Genomic DNA, 17,300 nt, shown 5'->3' with positions numbered 1-17,300 from the left:
ACTCAAATTACAAATCAAAAAAGCTTTTTAAAAACAACAATGCTTAAAATTGATGCGATTTCACATTAGAAATCGCAAATCAACTTAAATAAATACGTTATGAAGGCTGACAGATCTAAAATAAAAAGTATTTTTATGCGGGTTTATGGCATTAAATGAATGCATTGAATTAAAAAACAAACAGAAAATGTTGATTTTTATAGCGGATTACTTATTTTTTAATCAGTCAAACATAAAAAGTGGAAAACTGGCATAAAAGCGTTTGACACTGGGTGAGGATTCTCTATAATGCACCTCATCAAGCGATGAAGTGCTTTGAAAGGGCGCTTAGCTCAGTTGGTAGAGCGTCTGCCTTACAAGCAGAATGTCGGCGGTTCGATCCCGTCAGCGCCCACCAAACTCTTTCATTGTTAGATTTATAGTGCAGCGGTAGTTCAGTTGGTTAGAATACCGGCCTGTCACGCCGGGGGTCGCGGGTTCAAGTCCCGTCCGCTGCGCCACTTTAAATCTAAAAACATCGTTTGATCCGCAATAGCGATATTGTGTAAGTGCAGCGGTAGTTCAGTTGGTTAGAATACCGGCCTGTCACGCCGGGGGTCGCGGGTTCAAGTCCCGTCCGCTGCGCCATTTACACAGTTTAGCATATTGAGGGCGCTTAGCTCAGTTGGTAGAGCGTCTGCCTTACAAGCAGAATGTCGGCGGTTCGATCCCGTCAGCGCCCACCATATTCTTTGTGATGCAGCGGTAGTTCAGTTGGTTAGAATACCGGCCTGTCACGCCGGGGGTCGCGGGTTCAAGTCCCGTCCGCTGCGCCATTCCTAGAATCAAAACCCTTAAAGGGCGCTTAGCTCAGTTGGTAGAGCGTCTGCCTTACAAGCAGAATGTCGGCGGTTCGATCCCGTCAGCGCCCACCATATATCATTAAGATATAATGTACTTCCTCGGAAGTAACGTGATGCAGCGGTAGTTCAGTTGGTTAGAATACCGGCCTGTCACGCCGGGGGTCGCGGGTTCAAGTCCCGTCCGCTGCGCCATTTATCTTAAGAAGTCTTAAATTCCTGAGATTTAAGATGTTCAAATACCAAGACTGCACACTCCGTTTGTCTTGCGTCATAAAGCAACGATGTTGTTTTACTCAGGGCGCTTAGCTCAGTTGGTAGAGCGTCTGCCTTACAAGCAGAATGTCGGCGGTTCGATCCCGTCAGCGCCCACCATATTCTCTTTATATCTCAATTTAAATATTAATCAGCGCATTGCTTTAATATTGCCTATTGCAGAAATTTTCCATAAAATCCTTGATGTATAATAATTTTAATTTGCATGGACAATAATGAGAAATCCTTATCAGCGCAAGGCCGCATCTAAAACACAAAATACGCCCTTTAATCCTCAAGACATTTATAAACAATTTATTGAACACCTTGTTGGTCAAGGTAATTTAATCGCGCTGTATCAAGATGGCTGGGCTTTATGTGCAACACCCACAGGTCAAAAAGCATTTTCCGTATGGCGTAATAAAAGTTTGGCCAAACTCCTAATTAAGGACAATTGGGCAAATTACGAAATCCAAGAAATTTCACTTAAAGATTTTATTGAAAAAGTCATTCCTTTTTTACGCCAAGAAAATACGGCTTTGTCTCTGGATTTAACACCAGAGGGGCAAAATATTTTGGTGGCACCTGAAAAAATGCTCTTAGATTTAAAAAATTATTTATATCAGGTCTATACACAGCGTCCAGAAGTGTTTAAAGAAATGGATTTTCCATTACCACGTAATATCCGTTTAAATTAATTGAATATCAGTACAGACTCTCATTTTTAATATTCATCTAATACATAACCGCTGATATAAGCAAAATATTCTCTTAACCAAGCGTTATAACGTAAGTAAAGTGGTGTTGGCGCGCTTATGGCATAAACCTGAGTATAAGCTTGGTGTTGTGCGATCCCGATGGCTCGAGGTAGATGAAAGTCATTGCTGACGACTGCAACGGGCTGATTTAAATGAATTCCTAATTGTGCTAACACGGGCTTACTATAGGCAAAATTGAGTTCAGTGCTTGTACTTCTGTCTTCTTGGTAAATTTGCGAAGCTGGAATATGGTGCTGTATTAAGTAGTGATGCATTACTGATGCTTCAGAGTATTTTTTATGAGTGCCAATGCCACCTGTTACAATCAACGGGGCATGAGGATGTTCCTTTGCCAAAAGAATGGCGGTATTTAAGCGCTCAATAACTGCGGGTGCAGGTTGGCCATTTGTACTCCCACCTCCAAGTACAATAATGGCTTTTATGGGAGGGATTTGTGCCATTTGGTGGCTGTAATTCTGCATATAAACAAAAAATCCCAGCAAACTGGCCAACCAAAGCCAAAAAATGCCCCATAAGCTGATCCAAATACGTTTAAAACAGCCTTGTTGCTGAGATAAGGCCTGAATTTGAGGGCTTAATATGGCAAGGACGATAAAAAATAACCCAAGTAAGAGCGGTAACAGTACGCCAAAATGGTCTTCGCCTAAACACAGTAGCCAAATGCTATCGATGCAAAGGAGGAGGCCAATGATTAATACAAGTATTCTTTTCATCATGGGTTGCGGATTTTACAGCTAAGATGTCTGGGGCAAGTGTACTGGGTTTTACGTGCATAAAAAACCGAGCAATGATGCTCGGTTTTTTTATTCAACGAAGTAATGTGTCAGGGATGGATTTAATACACATCTCGACGATAACGTCCTTCTTGTTTTAACTGATCAATGCTTGCTTCACCCAAGATGTCTTGTAGTGCTAAGTCAACATCTGTGGCCATACCTTGAATGCTACCGCACACGTAGATGACAGCACCCTGTTCAACCCAAGTACGGAGTTCATTGGCTTGTTCACGAAGTTTATGATGCACATATACTTTTTCTGCTTGATCGCGTGAAAAGGCAAGGTCAAGGCGTTTAAGCATGCCAGTATTTTGCCATGCTTCGACTGTGCTCTGGTAGAAGAAGTCATGTGCACGCTCACGCTCACCAAAGATCAGCCAGTTTTCTGTAAAGTCCGAGCGGATACGTGCACTGAGTAGGCTCATGAGCCCGGCAATACCTGTACCATTACCAATTAAAATGACAGGACGGTTGTCCGAAATTAAATGGAAAGATTCATTGGTACGAATACGCATAGCGATGTGTTGCCCAACTTCAGCATGTGCAGTTAACCAACCCGAACCAAGACCTAATTGCCCATGAGAGTCAGATTGCTGGCGTACTACCAAGCGTAGAACGTGTTGCTCTGGAATACTTGCAATAGAATACTCACGTGATGGTAGAGGCGGGAGCTGTTCTACTAAATGATCCAAATTGGCAAATGGTTCAATATCGACAGTTAAATCGCGATCCCAAAGCATCTGTTCGATGCTGAGCTGGCTAGAATCGACAACTACAGATGGTGCAATTTGATGTTGTTGTAAGAAGCGTTGAATACGTTCTGGGCTATTGGCTGGTTGTATTTCAGCAATATCACCAGCTTGCCATGTTGCATCATGCGTGGCGTGTAACTCAATATTAAAAGCAGGTGCACCTAAGCTATTTGGGTTGAGTAAAGTACGTTGTTTCAGTTGCCATTGATCGAAAGTTTTCTCAATGTTCATGGCTTGAAGCTCAAGTTTCGTACTTTTCGCAAGTGACTGATTCCAATGTTGAATAGCTTGCGGATGTGCATTGTCGACTTCAATGACAGGGAACAAAGCTTGAGCAGCATTTTGCTTAAACCATGCGTCTAAACGATGACCAAAGCTACAGAATGTGTCAGGGTATTCTTGCGAACCCAAAGCTAAAACGGCATAACGAACATGGCTTAGATCCAGCTTTTGCGTCATAAGTTTTTTCTCAAAACTTGCCGCTAAATCGGGTGCTTCACCAGTGCCATAGGTACTTGCAATTAACAGAATTTGAGTATTTGATTTGAGGTCTTCCACACTCAGCTGCTGTAGCGCTTTCACCGTTGTCGGTTGGCGTGCTTCTTGTAAGCTGGTTGCTGTACGCCAAGCCAATTGCTCAGATACACCAGTTTGCGATGCGTAGACCACCAACCAAGGTGTTGCATTTGGATCGAGTTGTACCGGAGCTAGACTTTGACGTGCAAGTTGTGTCAGCTTTTTTTGCTTGTGACGTTTTAGGTAGAGCATCCAACCCGTCACAAAGAACAAAGGCATGATAAGTGATGACAGCATGGCAAAGAACTGATAAACAGGGCCAAAGAAACTGCCACGATGCACAGGCAGCATGCTGGTCATAATTTTTTCATTCAGTTTTTTATCTTCATACAGCTCTAATTTTTCAATTGCTGCAGTTTGATAGTTGTAGCTGGCTTTGTTACGCGCACGTTCGTGCTGTGGTACAGCATCTACAAATGTAAGTTCTACAGTCGAATTTGGTTTTTTAGGGATATTCAGCGTTAAGCTCGAATATTCACGCCCAATCTTTTGGTTAAAGCCAGTCCAAGTTTGTGTCAGTGCATAACTAATTTTTTCTGGCGCTAAGCCTTTCTTCTCAGATGAATTCTTTTTCTGCTCAGAAGATGGGCCTGTGTTTTCAGCTTGTTGAGCATCTTTCGTCGTGCCTTTGCCTTCGGCGCTTTGTGCTTTCGGACCTGCATTTGCTTGCATTTCAGGTTGTGGGCGTTCCACACCTAAAACTTTAAACATGCCATCACGCCACCAGCCATAAGACCAATACAATCCAGTACAGGCCAAGATTAGATAAAAAATAACGACCCATGTGCCAATAACCGCATGTAAATCCCAAATAAAGTTACGGCCTTTTAATTGGGGTTTAACAGCAAACCATTGCTTTATAGAGTGTTTTTTTGGCCAGCGTAAGTACAAACCACTGAGTAAAAAATAGATCAGAATGAGTGTACACGCGCCTGTAATTTGTTTACCCACAGGGCCCACTGTTAAGTTACGGTGCAATTGCTGAACAAATTGGAAGAATTCTCGGCCTTTGACTTCTGGAAGTAACGTCGCATCATAAGGGTTCACCATCATGTTGTAGCCACGACGTGCGCCTTCTTTAACAATATTCACCGTAGATGATGCAGTAGCTTCTGATTCAATCGTGATGCTATTAATTTTAATAGAAGGATCTACGCGCTGAAAATGTTGATAAATTTCAGCTGGCGTCATTTTGGCTGTATTGGGGACTTGAACCGTATAGCTGTCTGGATTGAGCCATTTTTGAATTGGTTGTTCGTAGGAATACAGAGCGCCCGTAATACCCATCAGGGAAAGAATAAGGCCAGCACTGATACCGAAAAACCAGTGCAATTGGAAGAGGATCTTTTTAAACATGCGAAGGAAGGGGTAAGGGATCGAAATGAGAACTATTATAATCTGAGAAAGTGTAAAAATAATGTGGATTACAAATAATATTTATTCTCATTTACAATTTTAATCATTTATTTAAATAAGATGGATACGAGCCGTAAAAAAAGCCTCCAAGGAGGAGGCTTTTATCATTCAAAGTCGTGAATTAAACGGCTTTCGCTTCGCCCACTGTTTCTTTTAAGTGTTTACGAATCGTGTTGAATGAGAAGTTTTTGCTGTCTAGGCGGTTGGGTAAAATATACGCACCTTGTTGGCCTTTAATTTTAAAGTTCACCAAGATAAATTCAGGCGTGTTGTACCATTCATAGATGTCTTTCCAGCCAACAGTCATATTGCCCATTTGTAGGCCAACTTGTTGTTGCATAGATAAACCATGTGGTTGTACACCTAAGCGTAAGCCTTTGATTTCTTGAACAGGCGTTTCTTTCAACTTGCGCTTAACATACCATTCGATACCAAATTTGCGTACCAAGAAGTAAATCACAACACAGACGATAGCAACCCAACAGAAAATCGTTGAATAGTTTTTTAATAAAATGATACCAGCCATCGCAAGCACTAAAATAGCGCCCATAATGATCCATGCTTTGGTGCCAATTTTGAAGTTACTACGTGAAAGAACCAACTGCGCATTACGCTGTTCTTCTTCAGAAACTTCATAAGGTATAGGCTGTAAGGTATAGGCGTATAAATTTTTCGCGGTCATAGTGAAACTAACAGATTTTTAACTTCCAAAAGTTTAGCATTATTTATGCCGATTCAGGGAGCATATTGTGTCAAAAATACTCAAATTATAATGAGCCCAATTCAGTCGACTTTTGATCGCGATCATGACTTAAGTTTTGCTTTAACTGACTGAGTTGTTTCAAAATACTAAACATCAGAGATAACTGCTGCAAAATAATCAGTGACTTATGGTCTTCATCATTTTGCAGTGCTAAACGCTGACGAATCTCACCAATCATATTCTGTGCACTTAAGTCTGGTACTTCGTCTCTTAACAGCGCACCTTGAATATCATCAAGCGCTTGTTCCATCAGCTGTAAAATTTCAGGGTCATCAATTTTTGCACGATGTGCGCCCAAAGCTGCAATATAACTAATGAAAGTATGATTCAGACATAAAAATTCAAAAGCGAGTGTTTTTTGATGCTGGTCAAAATCAGGCTCAGTGGCGAGCGTTGAAATTAAAGAGGCCACATCTGCATCAGTATTATGCGCCGCACGACGCACAATACGATAATTCAAACCATTGTTTCTGCCATTTTTGTATTGCTCGACCACTTCGCTTAAGTAATCACACTGTGCTTGTAATGAACGATTGATGGTTCGACCCAAACGGCGGAATTTCCAATCGGGGAAAATAAAACTCACCCCAAACCAAGCCAAAGCACAGCCAATTAAGGTATCAATCATGCGAGGCATGGCTGCTTCAAAGCCCAAACCATCTAGGTTAAAGTTAATCAGTGCTAGAATCGTAATAAACGCGGTGGCTTGTGCATATTGTTTACTGCGAAGCTCAAAAAATAAAATACCGCTCAAAATCAGTAGGAGCAGTTGCCCTTCGATCGACGGGATAAAATACAAAATCGCATAACCCAATATAATGCCAATGAGTGTGCCTACAATACGTAAATACAAGCGACGTTTGGTGGCGTTAAAGTTGGGTTGGCTGACAAAGAGGGCAGTGAGCAAAATCCAATAGCCATATTCGATATCGGTTAACTGCACAAATACGTACCCAATAAACAGCACAACGGATAATCGAATTGCATGGCGGAACAATACAGATTCAGGTGTCAGGTGCTGTTTTACCCGTACCATGACGTCATCCCAACCTTTTAAATCATCATCTTTGAGTTGATTTTCAACGTGTTTAACTTTATCAAATTTAATATGTCGCTCGGTTTCGACGTTTTGTAATTGTGAGTCAATAGCTTTTAAATTTTGATACAACGAAAATAGGGCATTAACCCAAACTTGGTCGTAGAGTTGTTCCTCGCGTAATTTGTCCAAGGAGTGGCGCAAATTACGAAACGCATGTTTGAAGCGTTTATTATGATGATACGGTTGGCGGTGTAAAATGCTAATGCTTAGGTCTTTACATGCCTTGGCTTGAATTGAAAGTACGCGCTGAAAACGAAATAAAATATCGCTATGTTCAAAAATCTTAGCGAGTTTTTGGTAGTCGATATGTGCAGAATCGGCCCGCTCATGAATATCTTGCGCCACAAAATAGTATTGCAAACTGCGACGTGTATCTTTTTGCCCACGGTCGCCTTTGAGTCGGGTGAGCAGAGCAGTTTTCATGTCATTAAAAATCGCAATCAATTTGCCATTTTCTAAGGACAGTTCAATCATACTTTGCTGGTAACTTTCTGGTGTCATATCGACATCAAATAAGTTGGATTTGGCAAACAGGAAATCCCCTAAAGATGAATAGCTTTGGGCTAATTTGTCTTGTGCTTGGCGGACAGGAAAAAGTAAAAAGCTAATGGTTGAGATTAAGCCATACCACATTGCCCCTATAACCAGCAGGCCAGCTTGAGTGTACCAATGCTCAAATAAATGTACACCCAACATGGAATACACAGAAATGACTAAGCAACCATAAGAGATAGTGGCATAACGTCGCCCCAATGAACCCAGTAAAATCCAACCAATGCAAGAGACAATTAGCCCGATTGCAAACAGGATGGGATAAGGAAACAGCACATAAATAGAAACAGCGGTAATGAAAAAGCCAATATAGGTATAGAGCTGATTCATAATGCGCACAGAGAATCGATCGTCAATATCACTGAGGCCAGCTGCCACCACACCTAAAGTGAGGGGAATGGTATACAGTTGGTTGCCATAAAAATATGGCACAAAAGCAGTCCCTGCAAATGCAATAAGCATACGCAGCGTGTACATAAAAGTGGTGTTATACGTTGCCTGCTGAATGCGGCTAAGCCAAGAGTTCAATATCGATCCTTTGCGCAGCGAAAGACTGAGTTACAGTACTGAGATTGTGTGAATTTTCACGATGGTCTTAGCGAAATCATACTATGAGCAGTGTAAACTTGTCTTCATAGACCCTATTTAAAAATGAAATACCAATATCAATATGCATAAAAATATCGCTACATCCACTGGCTACTCTAAATCTTGGATTTTACTCTTAGCACTCCTGACGTCTTTAGGCCCACTTTCTATTGATATGTACTTGCCCGCATTGCCTGAAATGGCCATGGATTTGGGGGTGAGTACACAAATGATTTCCAATACTTTACCCGCATATTTTTTGGGTTTAGCGTTGGGGCAGTTAATTTATGGACCAGTCAGTGATCGCATCGGACGTAAAAAACCGCTGTACTTTGGCTTGAGTCTGTATGTTATCGCCAGTTTGATGTGTTATTTCGCACAAGATGAATGGAGTCTAATTGCAGCACGTATTTTACAAGCTTTGGGTGGCTGTGTTGGGGTGGTGATTGCGCGCGCAACGATTCGTGATCGCTTAGATGTGCAAAGCTCAGCACAAGCATTTTCAAGCATGATGATTGTAATGGGTGTTGCACCTATCTTAGCGCCAACAATAGGAGCTTGGATTCTAAAGTTTTTTAGTTGGCATGCTGTCTTTGGTTTCTTGGCTTTGATGGGCTGTATATGTCTGTTCTGTGTGCACTTTTTCTTTAAAGAAAGCTTGCCTACTAACCGACGTTTGGAACTCAGTTTTAAGCAAGTGTTACAGTTGTATGCCACGATTTATCAAGATAAACGCTTTTTATATCCAATGCTGATTGGTTGTTTTTCGGGCGGGATATTATTTTGCTATATCAGTGCATCTGCAGGCATTTTGATGGTTGACTTTGCCATGTCACAGCAACATTTTGCTTATGCCTTTGGTTTTAATGCTTTCGGCATTATGTTGCTTTCCACACTGAATAATATCTTGGGAAGCAAAACCACGGTATATGCACGCTTAAAATTAGGATTGGGCATTCAAGGTTTTGGTGTGCTGGTTTTATTGCTAAGTGCGGTGTTTGTACATAGCTTGCCATGGGTGATGTTGGGCATGTTCTGTGCGGTGTCTGGCATTGGTTTAACAGGGCCGAATGCAATGGCCTTAGCCATGTCACACCAAGGTGCACGTGCAGGAACAGCCAGCGCCATTATGGGTAGTATGCAATTTGCATGTGGTTTGTTAGGTGGTGTTATTCTCAATTTCTTAATATGGAGCGCACAGCTCAATATGGCTATGCTGATGCTTGGTTTTGTTGCTGTGGCATTTATGGCCTACCGATGGATGCGTATCGATCAGCAACTAACCGTGAGCTAAATGATTGCTGGGTAACGGGTATGAAAGTACGATGAAATACCCAGCACTGGCTTATTCATCTACAAATACGGCAAATTCTTCGACTCCAACACGTGGGGTTAAAAACTGATTCACAATCGCATCAGGATCAGCGTAGCCGAGTGCCATGCCACAAACCAATTCTTCATCTGCGGGCGCGCCAATGGTATCCAAAACCAGACGATGGAAATGATTCCAAGCGGCTTGAGGGCAAGTGTCTAGGCCACGTGCTTTGGCTGCCAACATGACATTTTGAATCATCATGGCGATATCCATTTTAGAGCCGACTGCCAAAGATTCGTGCGCCGTAAAAAATAACCCGACAGGCGCATCGAACAATTTATAGTTACGCAATTGTTGCTCTGCCATTTTTTCCTTTTCGCCTTTTTGGATATTGAGTAAGCCATATAACCCCCAGCCATTTTCACGACGGCGCTCAATAAATGGCGAAAGCCACTGCTTTGGATAATAGTCAAAGGTTTCTTGGTATTGTGCTGACAGAGCAGGATTTGCAAATAATTCATTTTGGGCCACACAAACACGTTCTATTAAAAGCTGACGCGTTTGACCACGTACTACATACACCTTCCATGGTTGGGTATTTGTCCCCGATGGTGCACGACTGGCAACATGTAAGATCTCTTTAATTAGGTCAGTAGAGACAGGTGTGTCTAGATAAGCACGTACAGAATGGCGTGAATTGATGACCTGATCTACAGCTTGAGTGAGAGATAAATTCATGGATGTCCTTTTATTTTGAAATCTTGATTTTTTATTGCCTTATTGGCTGAGTAGTATGTGAACTACATCTTTTATTTACTGTGCTGCACTGAAATTTGCAAGATTGGGTGCAACTTTTGCTCAAACTAAAAGAGAGTAGATGAATGGCTTGATACCTTTTAGATATAAAAATATATCTAAAAGGTTGGTTGTGATGCCTAATGTGCAAGCACTAGCGGATATTAATGACAAAGAGATGACAGCGGATCAAGGTCTTAAGGTCAGATAGGCAACAATGAAAACATAACAATGAGGCTTTATGCCAAGCTTCGCAGAAATTTTGCATAAAGCTAAGACTAAAGCAGCGATAGTCAGCTTGTATAAATTTAGCTCAAATATCAAGCATCTTCGATGCAATACCGTTGTATCGGTGGAAGGGAGTAGGTTGTTTGTATGGATATCAACCTATTAAACATAAAAATGGACGAGCTTCACGCATAATGCGGAAGCTAATTTTTTTAAGATTGATTCCTTATTTGCTCGATTAGTTTATATGATTAAATTATAAAGCAAGGCGTTAATGCTTAGAAAAATTAATATAGAATCTGCACATTACCTGTAGGGGAATGGGGTTTTACTGAAATTGTAAAATTTCAAAAAATAATCGTCTTTCAGCATAATTTTTGCATGTGATGTATGCAATTTAAAATTTAAAACAAAGATTTCTTTGGAGGAAATATGAAACTTGTACAGCTTAAAGCGCCAGTACTTAAATTGAGTTTAGCAACAGCCGTAACAGCAATTATGTTGAGCTCGGCGCAAGCAGCAAGCACTGAACAAAAAGAAATTGCACAATTACGTGCAGAAGTTGCAGAGCTTAAAGCATTAATCCAACAACAACAGCAAGTACAAGTTCAGCAACAAGCTGACATTCAGCAAGTTAAAGCGCGTCCTGCACCAGTGGCTGCACCAACTGCATCACCATTGTCTGGTTTTAAATCCAAAGCAGGTGCAGAAGTGAACCTATACGGTTTTGTACGTGGCGATGCTAACTACATTATTGAAGGTGCGGACAGTGACTTTGGTGGCGTAAACTCATCTAAAAATGATGTGAGCGACAAACTACGTTCTACTGCAAAAACAACACGTTTAGGCTTAGACTTTAATACACCAGTGGGCGATGGCAATAAAGTTGGCGGTAAATTGGAAGTTGACTTTGCTGGTACAAACGACGCACTACGTATTCGTCATGCATACTTAACGTATAACAGCTGGTTGTTTGGTCAAACAACATCAAACTTCTTGTCAAGCCATGCGCCTGAAATGATCGATTTCAGTACCAACATTGGTGGTGGTACAACACGTGTACCACAAGTACGCTATAACGTAAAACTTGCGCCACAAACTCAATTATTTGTAGCAGCTGAAAAAGGTGATAGCAAATATTCATCTTATGATAAAGATGGAAAACTTGTTGATACAGCGACTAAATATAGTGCACCAAACATAACTGCAAAAATTACACAAGGCTTTGCGGATGGCAAAGGTACAGCTTCTGCACGAGCATTGGTTGAAAACTACAAGTCTGCAGATGATAGTGCTGTGGCTTGGGGTGTAGCAGCAGGTGCGAGCTATGCGGTGAATGAACAGCTTAAATTGACTGGCGATGTATCTTATTCACAAGGCAATAGCAACTACTTATATGGCGCAAATTCAGCATATATTGTTGATGGTAAAAACATTGAACAAAATGAATTTACAGCTGTACAAGTAGGTGCAACTTATAAATTTAACGAAAAACTTCGTTCAACTTTAGGGTATGGCATTATTTTAGCGGATGATGATACAAAATATGCTAAAACGCTTAAAGCAAGCGCAGATGTAAGTGCTAATGCCAATAAAGAAGTTCAACAAGCATGGCTGAATATTATTTATTCACCAGTAAAACCTGTTGAGCTTGGTTTAGAATATGTAGACGGTAAGCGTGAAACATTCGCAGGTAAAACATTTAACGATGACCGCGTTGGTTTAATGGCGAAATACAGCTTCTAATACTGAAGTATTAGATGGTTGATTTAAACCAATAAAAAACAGGAGCTTGATGCTCCTGTTTTTGCGTTTTTTAGACTATAAAAATTTAAATTGAGTAAAAAAACAGCGTAATTTGAAAGCTTTATTGTAAATATTAAAGCAATGTTTAAAAAAAACTGCATAATGTCCGACTTTTATTCATATTGAACTTTTGGCAGTGATATTTCTGCATCAATATGAAATGGAGTCTGTGCTTTACATTAGCCAATTCCATAATTTGTGCCCTAATTTCTGTTTTGTGGGTATTGTGATCATTCCAGCGGGCTTTACATCAGTGGCTGTGGATGGGAAATCTAACTCAAGAATGCACTCAGTTTATATGATCTAAGCTTTTGGATTTGCCGTACTTTAAGTTACTAAAATGAGCTTGAAGTGATGGCGCATTACATGGCTTATTAATCATATAACAACAACTAAGTGCACCTTAAGGATAATGATGATGGAATTAACATTTAACGCATTTTATACCTTGATTGCGGCGGTAATTGTTTTATTGCTCGGTCGCCTTTTAGTGAATAAAATCGATTTTCTTAAGCGCTATAATATTCCAGAACCTGTTGCAGGTGGTTTAGTCGCGGCAATTCTCTCGCTTGTTGTGCATAGTATTTGGGGATTTAGTATTTCCACCAGTGCACAGTTGCAAACCAGCTTTATGCTGATTTTCTTTGCCTCTATTGGTTTAAGTGCAAACTTTGCCAAATTAAAAGAAGGCGGTGTTGGCCTAGTCGTATTCTTGGTGGCGGTATCTACTTTTATTGTGCTGCAAAATGCCGTAGGTATGAGCTTAGCAAAGCTTCTTGGTCTAGATCCTTTGATTGGTTTAATTGCAGGTTCAATTACCTTAACGGGTGGTCATGGTACAGCGGGCGCTTGGGGTGAAATCCTTGAAACTCAGCATGGCATTCAGGGTGCATTGGCTTTAGGTATGGCCAGTGCGACTTTTGGCTTGATTATTGGTGGCATTATTGGTGGTCCATTAGCCAAATTACTTATTAACCGCCACAATATTTCAGCACCGCGTACCCAAGAGCAAATAGCACAAAGTGATGAAACGCCACTGACAGATATTAACTCGACTGAGTATGTGCCATTTGAATATCCACACCGTGTTCGTTTGATTACCGCAGATAATGCAATCACAACACTGGGGCTGTTTGCTGCATGTTTGGCTTTCGCAGACTTCATGACCGCTTATAGCAAAGGTACATTCTTTGAATTGCCAACCTTTGTTTGGGCACTTGCAGGCGGGGTTATACTGCGTAATGTGCTCGAAGGTATTTTTAAAATTCAGATCTTCGACCGTGCGATTGATGTATTTGGTAATGCTTCATTGTCTTTGTATTTGGCGATGGCACTGTTGTCTTTAAAACTCTGGCAATTGGCCGACCTTGCTGGTCCACTGGTTGTGATTTTGGGCGCACAAACCTTAACAATGGCCTTGTATGCAGCTTTCGTTACCTTCCGTGTGATGGGTAAAAACTATGATGCCGCCGTATTGGCTGCTGGTCATTGTGGTTTTGGTATGGGAGCAACACCAACTGCCGTTGCAAACATGCAAGCCATTACCAATATGTATGGACCTTCGCATAAAGCCTTTTTAATTGTTCCACTGTGTGGTGCGTTTTTCGTTGACTTGATTAATGCGACAGTCATTCAGTTGATTCTTAAATTCTTTGTCTAAGAGATAGAAAAAAGCCTCTATGTAGGCTTTTTTCTTTACAGAGTCGCTAAAAAAATTGGATATTCAGAATGAACGATCAACTGAACGAAAGCTTGTTGAAGTGGATTAATACCATAAATACCCCATTGTGGGATTTTTTGGTGGTGTTTTTAGTTACTGTCGGTATTTTTTATACTGTGGCGACCGGTGCAGTACAAATCCGATTATTTGTACACAGTATTAAAGTGATGAAGGGAAGCCGTAAGGCAGGTGATGATAAACATGGCATTACTCCTTTTCAGGCATTTGTAACTGGCCTTGCTAGCCGTGTGGGTGTAGGTAACGTTGCTGGTGTAGCCATCGCGATTGCAATTGGTGGCCCTGGCGCCGTATTTTGGATGTGGTTAACCGCATTTTTAGGCATGAGTTCTGCTTTTGTAGAATCATCACTTGCACAACTGTTTAAAGTGCGTGATAGCCAAAATAAACAATTTCGTGGTGGTCCAGCATATTACATTAGCCAAGGCTTGAAACAGAAATGGTTAGGGATCATCTTTGCCATTACCCTCATTTCGACTTACGGTTTTGTATTTAATGCGGTGCAGGCCAATGCAATTACTGGTGCAACCTCACATGCGTGGGGATGGAATAAAGCTGATCTTGTTTTAAACCTGGGTGGCTTTGATTTAGTCATTTCATGGGTAGGTCTTGCTTTAGTACTCATGACAGGCGTACTTATTTTTGGTGGTATTAAACGTATTGCCAAAGTTGCTGAAACCTTTGTCCCTGTAATGGCACTCTTGTATTTAATCGTTGCGCTTTATATTGCAGTGATTAACTACGATATTTTACCATCAATTTTCCAACTTATTTTTAGTAAAGCCTTTGAGTTTGATGCAGCTGCTGGTGGTTTCTTTGGTGCCATGGTATCTATGGCTATGATGATGGGCATCAAACGTGGTTTATTCTCTAACGAAGCGGGTATGGGTTCTGCGCCAAATGCGGCTGCAGCATCTGATGTAAAACATCCTGTGAATCAGGGCTTGATCCAAATGTTAGGCGTATTTGTTGATACATTTGTGGTGTGTACGTGTACTGCGATTATTATTTTGGCATCAGGTTTGTATGAAAATGCGGGCTTTGAAGGCGTAACTTTGACTCAAATGGCCTTAGAAAGCCAAATTGGTTCATGGGGCGATGACTTCCTTGCCATTATTCTGTTTATGTTCGCGTTCTCTTCTGTGATTGGTAACTATGCTTATGCAGAGGGCAATGTACAGTTTATTAACAACAGCAGCCGTATAATGTTTAGCTTCCGCATAATTGTACTCATGATGGTCTATATGGGCTCAATTATGAGCGTGCCAGTGATTTGGAACCTCGCAGACTTATTTATGGGTGTAATGGCAAGTATTAACTTATTTGCAATTCTATTGTTAACACCATTCTTATTAATGTTAATGAAAGATTATTCTGGTCAGTTAAAGAAAGGCGTGAAGGATCCTGTCTTTAAGTTAGATGATCATCCTAAATTTAAAGACAAAGTAGACTCTGATATCTGGTAATGTTGCTAGTGATTGCGACGACTGTATTGTAAAAAAAGCCCCTGTATTGGGGCTTTTTTTATGAATATAGCACCGTGAATGTATATTTTTTTAGTGCGAAATATGTACAATTTTTCAGCTTTATAGGGCAGGAATTCATTCATTTTTTCCCCGCCTGTCATGATTCTCTATAGTTTCTACATGATTCAAAGCAGAGAGTGACTTATAATTTTATGGCTAACATCTTAACGTTTCATAACAATGAAAATGGGATGATCGTTTTAGACTGAGCATCTTTATAAAATGAATAAAATGTTGGATCAAGTGTCGTGAATATAAACACAGTTTTAATAACGTGTCTGATGATAAGTGTTGTGGGTTGTCAAAGTATTGGTGCGCAAGCTACACAGGCAACCGATCAAGTCTTGGCTTTTGCCTCAAAGCCAACAGAAGAATCAGGTGCGATTGCTGAAGCCCATGTGGTCCCGAATCAAGTCGATTTTAAAAAATTAAAACAGCAAAATAATCGTCCCATCGTAGCTTTGGTATTGGGAAGTGGTGGTGCGCGTGGCTATGCACATATTGGCGTCATTCAAGTTTTAGAACAACACGGCATACGTCCAGATTTTATTGTAGGCACCAGTGCAGGTAGCATTGTCGGCTCTATTTATGCATCCGGTAAATCTGCAGATGAACTACGAGATATTGCATTAAGTATGAAGCCTGCGGATGTACGCGAAATTCGCCTCGATAAAAAGGGCGTATTGGATGGCAAAAAAGTAGAAGATTATGTAAATGCTCAAGTGGATCATCTGCCTTTAGAAAAACTGAAAATCCCAATGTATGTGGTGGCAACAGAACTGCAAGAAGGCCATAAAGTGGTATTTAATGCAGGCAATACAGGGCAGGCTGTACGTGCTTCTGTTTCAATTCCAAGTATGTTTATTCCTGCTGTCATTCAACAGCAAGAATATGTGGATGGTGGGTTGGTCAGTCCTGTGCCTGTAGATACCGCACGTGAGCTCGGTGCAGATATTATTATTGCTGTAGACATTTTGGCAAAACCAATTCATACAGAAACCAGCAATGTATGGGGCTTGTTTAACCAAAATATCAACATTATGCAGTTTTATTTGGCTAAAGAAGAAATGAAGCGCGCAGATGTGGTGATTCAACCTGATTTGCGTGAAAAAGCACATATCTTTGATGTCAAAGGCCGTGAAGCGACCATGCAGGCAGGTGTGGAAGCAGCCGATGAAAAACTTAAGGATATTTCATTGGCTTATGCTAAACATCACTATCCATTAAATCAAAATATTCAATATACAGTGCAACAATAAGGCCTAATCTGTATAAATCAGTAAGGTGAATTGATAGAAAAAAGAGTGGGTAAATATCTGCTCTTTTTTTTTCATCATGCAAAAAATTATATTCAACTGAAGTGTATAGCCTTCATATATTTTGGTTCATAAAACTTAAAAATTACTGGATATTTTTCGTTAATGCATTGAATCATATTCATTATTTTTGATTAATCTGTAAAACATTTCGAATAAGACGATTTATATATTTAACTTA

At 40.6% G+C, this 17,300-nt stretch carries 11 protein-coding genes and 8 tRNA genes; 14 read left to right on the top strand and 5 right to left on the bottom strand.

The genetic code is table 11. The features are described from left to right. Positions 1-321 precede the first annotated feature (321 nt). The 9 genes from D9K81_RS10565 (at position 322) to D9K81_RS10525 (ending at position 1,792) form a co-directional block, all read left to right on the top strand. Positions 322-397: transfer RNA gene (locus D9K81_RS10565), tRNA-Val, on the top strand. 26 nt (positions 398-423) lie between these two features. Next, a tRNA-Asp gene (locus D9K81_RS10560) sits at positions 424-500 on the top strand. Positions 501-550: 50 nt separating this feature from the next. After that, positions 551-627, top strand: a tRNA-Asp gene (locus D9K81_RS10555). 22 nt (positions 628-649) lie between these two features. Next, positions 650-725 (top strand) — tRNA-Val (locus tag D9K81_RS10550). A 13-nt stretch (positions 726-738) separates the two neighbouring features. Beyond that, positions 739-815 (top strand) — tRNA-Asp (locus D9K81_RS10545). Positions 816-838: 23 nt separating this feature from the next. Further along, positions 839-914 (top strand) — tRNA-Val (locus D9K81_RS10540). Positions 915-957: 43 nt separating this feature from the next. After that, positions 958-1,034, top strand: a tRNA-Asp gene (locus D9K81_RS10535). A 104-nt stretch (positions 1,035-1,138) separates the two neighbouring features. After that, positions 1,139-1,214: transfer RNA gene (locus D9K81_RS10530), tRNA-Val, on the top strand. Between the two features lie 116 nt (positions 1,215-1,330). Next, a complete protein-coding gene (locus D9K81_RS10525; RefSeq protein ID WP_120375139.1) occupies positions 1,331-1,792 on the top strand; it encodes a DUF2750 domain-containing protein in 462 nt (153 codons plus the stop codon). Between the two features lie 26 nt (positions 1,793-1,818). Here D9K81_RS10525 and D9K81_RS10520 read toward each other — a convergent pair whose 3' ends face one another. The 4 genes from D9K81_RS10520 to yccS form a co-directional block, all read right to left on the bottom strand. Continuing rightward, a complete protein-coding gene (locus D9K81_RS10520) occupies positions 1,819-2,589 on the bottom strand; it encodes a YdcF family protein (protein WP_227601949.1) in 771 nt (256 codons plus the stop codon). 119 nt (positions 2,590-2,708) lie between these two features. Continuing rightward, a complete protein-coding gene (locus D9K81_RS10515) occupies positions 2,709-5,333 on the bottom strand; it encodes a PepSY domain-containing protein (protein ID WP_121523276.1) in 2,625 nt (874 codons plus the stop codon). Positions 5,334-5,514: 181 nt separating this feature from the next. Then, complete coding sequence (locus D9K81_RS10510; protein ID WP_106985059.1) at positions 5,515-6,075, bottom strand: hypothetical protein; 561 nt, start codon at positions 6,073-6,075, stop codon at positions 5,515-5,517. Between the two features lie 85 nt (positions 6,076-6,160). After that, positions 6,161-8,335 carry a YccS family putative transporter gene (gene yccS, locus D9K81_RS10505; RefSeq protein ID WP_120375141.1) on the bottom strand — a complete coding sequence of 725 codons (2,175 nt, stop codon included), beginning with the start codon at positions 8,333-8,335 and terminating at the stop codon, positions 6,161-6,163. A gap of 142 nt (positions 8,336-8,477) precedes the next feature. On the opposite strand from yccS, the gene D9K81_RS10500 reads away from it, so the two are divergent. Further along, positions 8,478-9,689 (top strand): multidrug effflux MFS transporter, encoded by a 1,212-nt coding sequence (locus D9K81_RS10500; RefSeq protein ID WP_120375142.1) that lies wholly within the window; start codon positions 8,478-8,480, stop codon positions 9,687-9,689. A gap of 51 nt (positions 9,690-9,740) precedes the next feature. Here D9K81_RS10500 and D9K81_RS10495 read toward each other — a convergent pair whose 3' ends face one another. Continuing rightward, positions 9,741-10,448, bottom strand: a complete 708-nt coding sequence (locus D9K81_RS10495) for a nitroreductase (RefSeq protein ID WP_120375143.1) — start codon at positions 10,446-10,448, stop codon at positions 9,741-9,743. A gap of 717 nt (positions 10,449-11,165) precedes the next feature. Here D9K81_RS10495 and D9K81_RS10490 point away from each other — a divergent pair. The 4 genes from D9K81_RS10490 to D9K81_RS10475 all read left to right on the top strand — a co-directional run bounded on the left by D9K81_RS10490 (position 11,166) and on the right by D9K81_RS10475 (position 17,062). Next, positions 11,166-12,479: a DcaP family trimeric outer membrane transporter gene (locus tag D9K81_RS10490; protein ID WP_120375144.1), complete on the top strand. Its 1,314-nt coding sequence runs from the start codon at positions 11,166-11,168 to the stop codon at positions 12,477-12,479. 478 nt (positions 12,480-12,957) lie between these two features. Further along, positions 12,958-14,199, top strand: coding sequence for a sodium/glutamate symporter (gene gltS / locus D9K81_RS10485; RefSeq protein ID WP_120375145.1), 1,242 nt, complete (start codon positions 12,958-12,960; stop codon positions 14,197-14,199). Between the two features lie 68 nt (positions 14,200-14,267). Next, positions 14,268-15,743: an alanine/glycine:cation symporter family protein gene (locus D9K81_RS10480; RefSeq protein WP_120375146.1), complete on the top strand. Its 1,476-nt coding sequence runs from the start codon at positions 14,268-14,270 to the stop codon at positions 15,741-15,743. 341 nt (positions 15,744-16,084) lie between these two features. Next, positions 16,085-17,062: a patatin-like phospholipase family protein gene (locus D9K81_RS10475; RefSeq protein WP_120375147.1), complete on the top strand. Its 978-nt coding sequence runs from the start codon at positions 16,085-16,087 to the stop codon at positions 17,060-17,062. The last annotated feature ends 238 nt before the right edge of the window (positions 17,063-17,300 follow it).

Source organism: Acinetobacter chengduensis (genome assembly GCF_003664645.1).
Lineage (GTDB): Bacteria > Pseudomonadota > Gammaproteobacteria > Pseudomonadales > Moraxellaceae > Acinetobacter > Acinetobacter chengduensis.
Note: the sequence above shows the minus strand (reverse complement) of the source record. Positions and strands in the feature narration are given on the sequence as shown.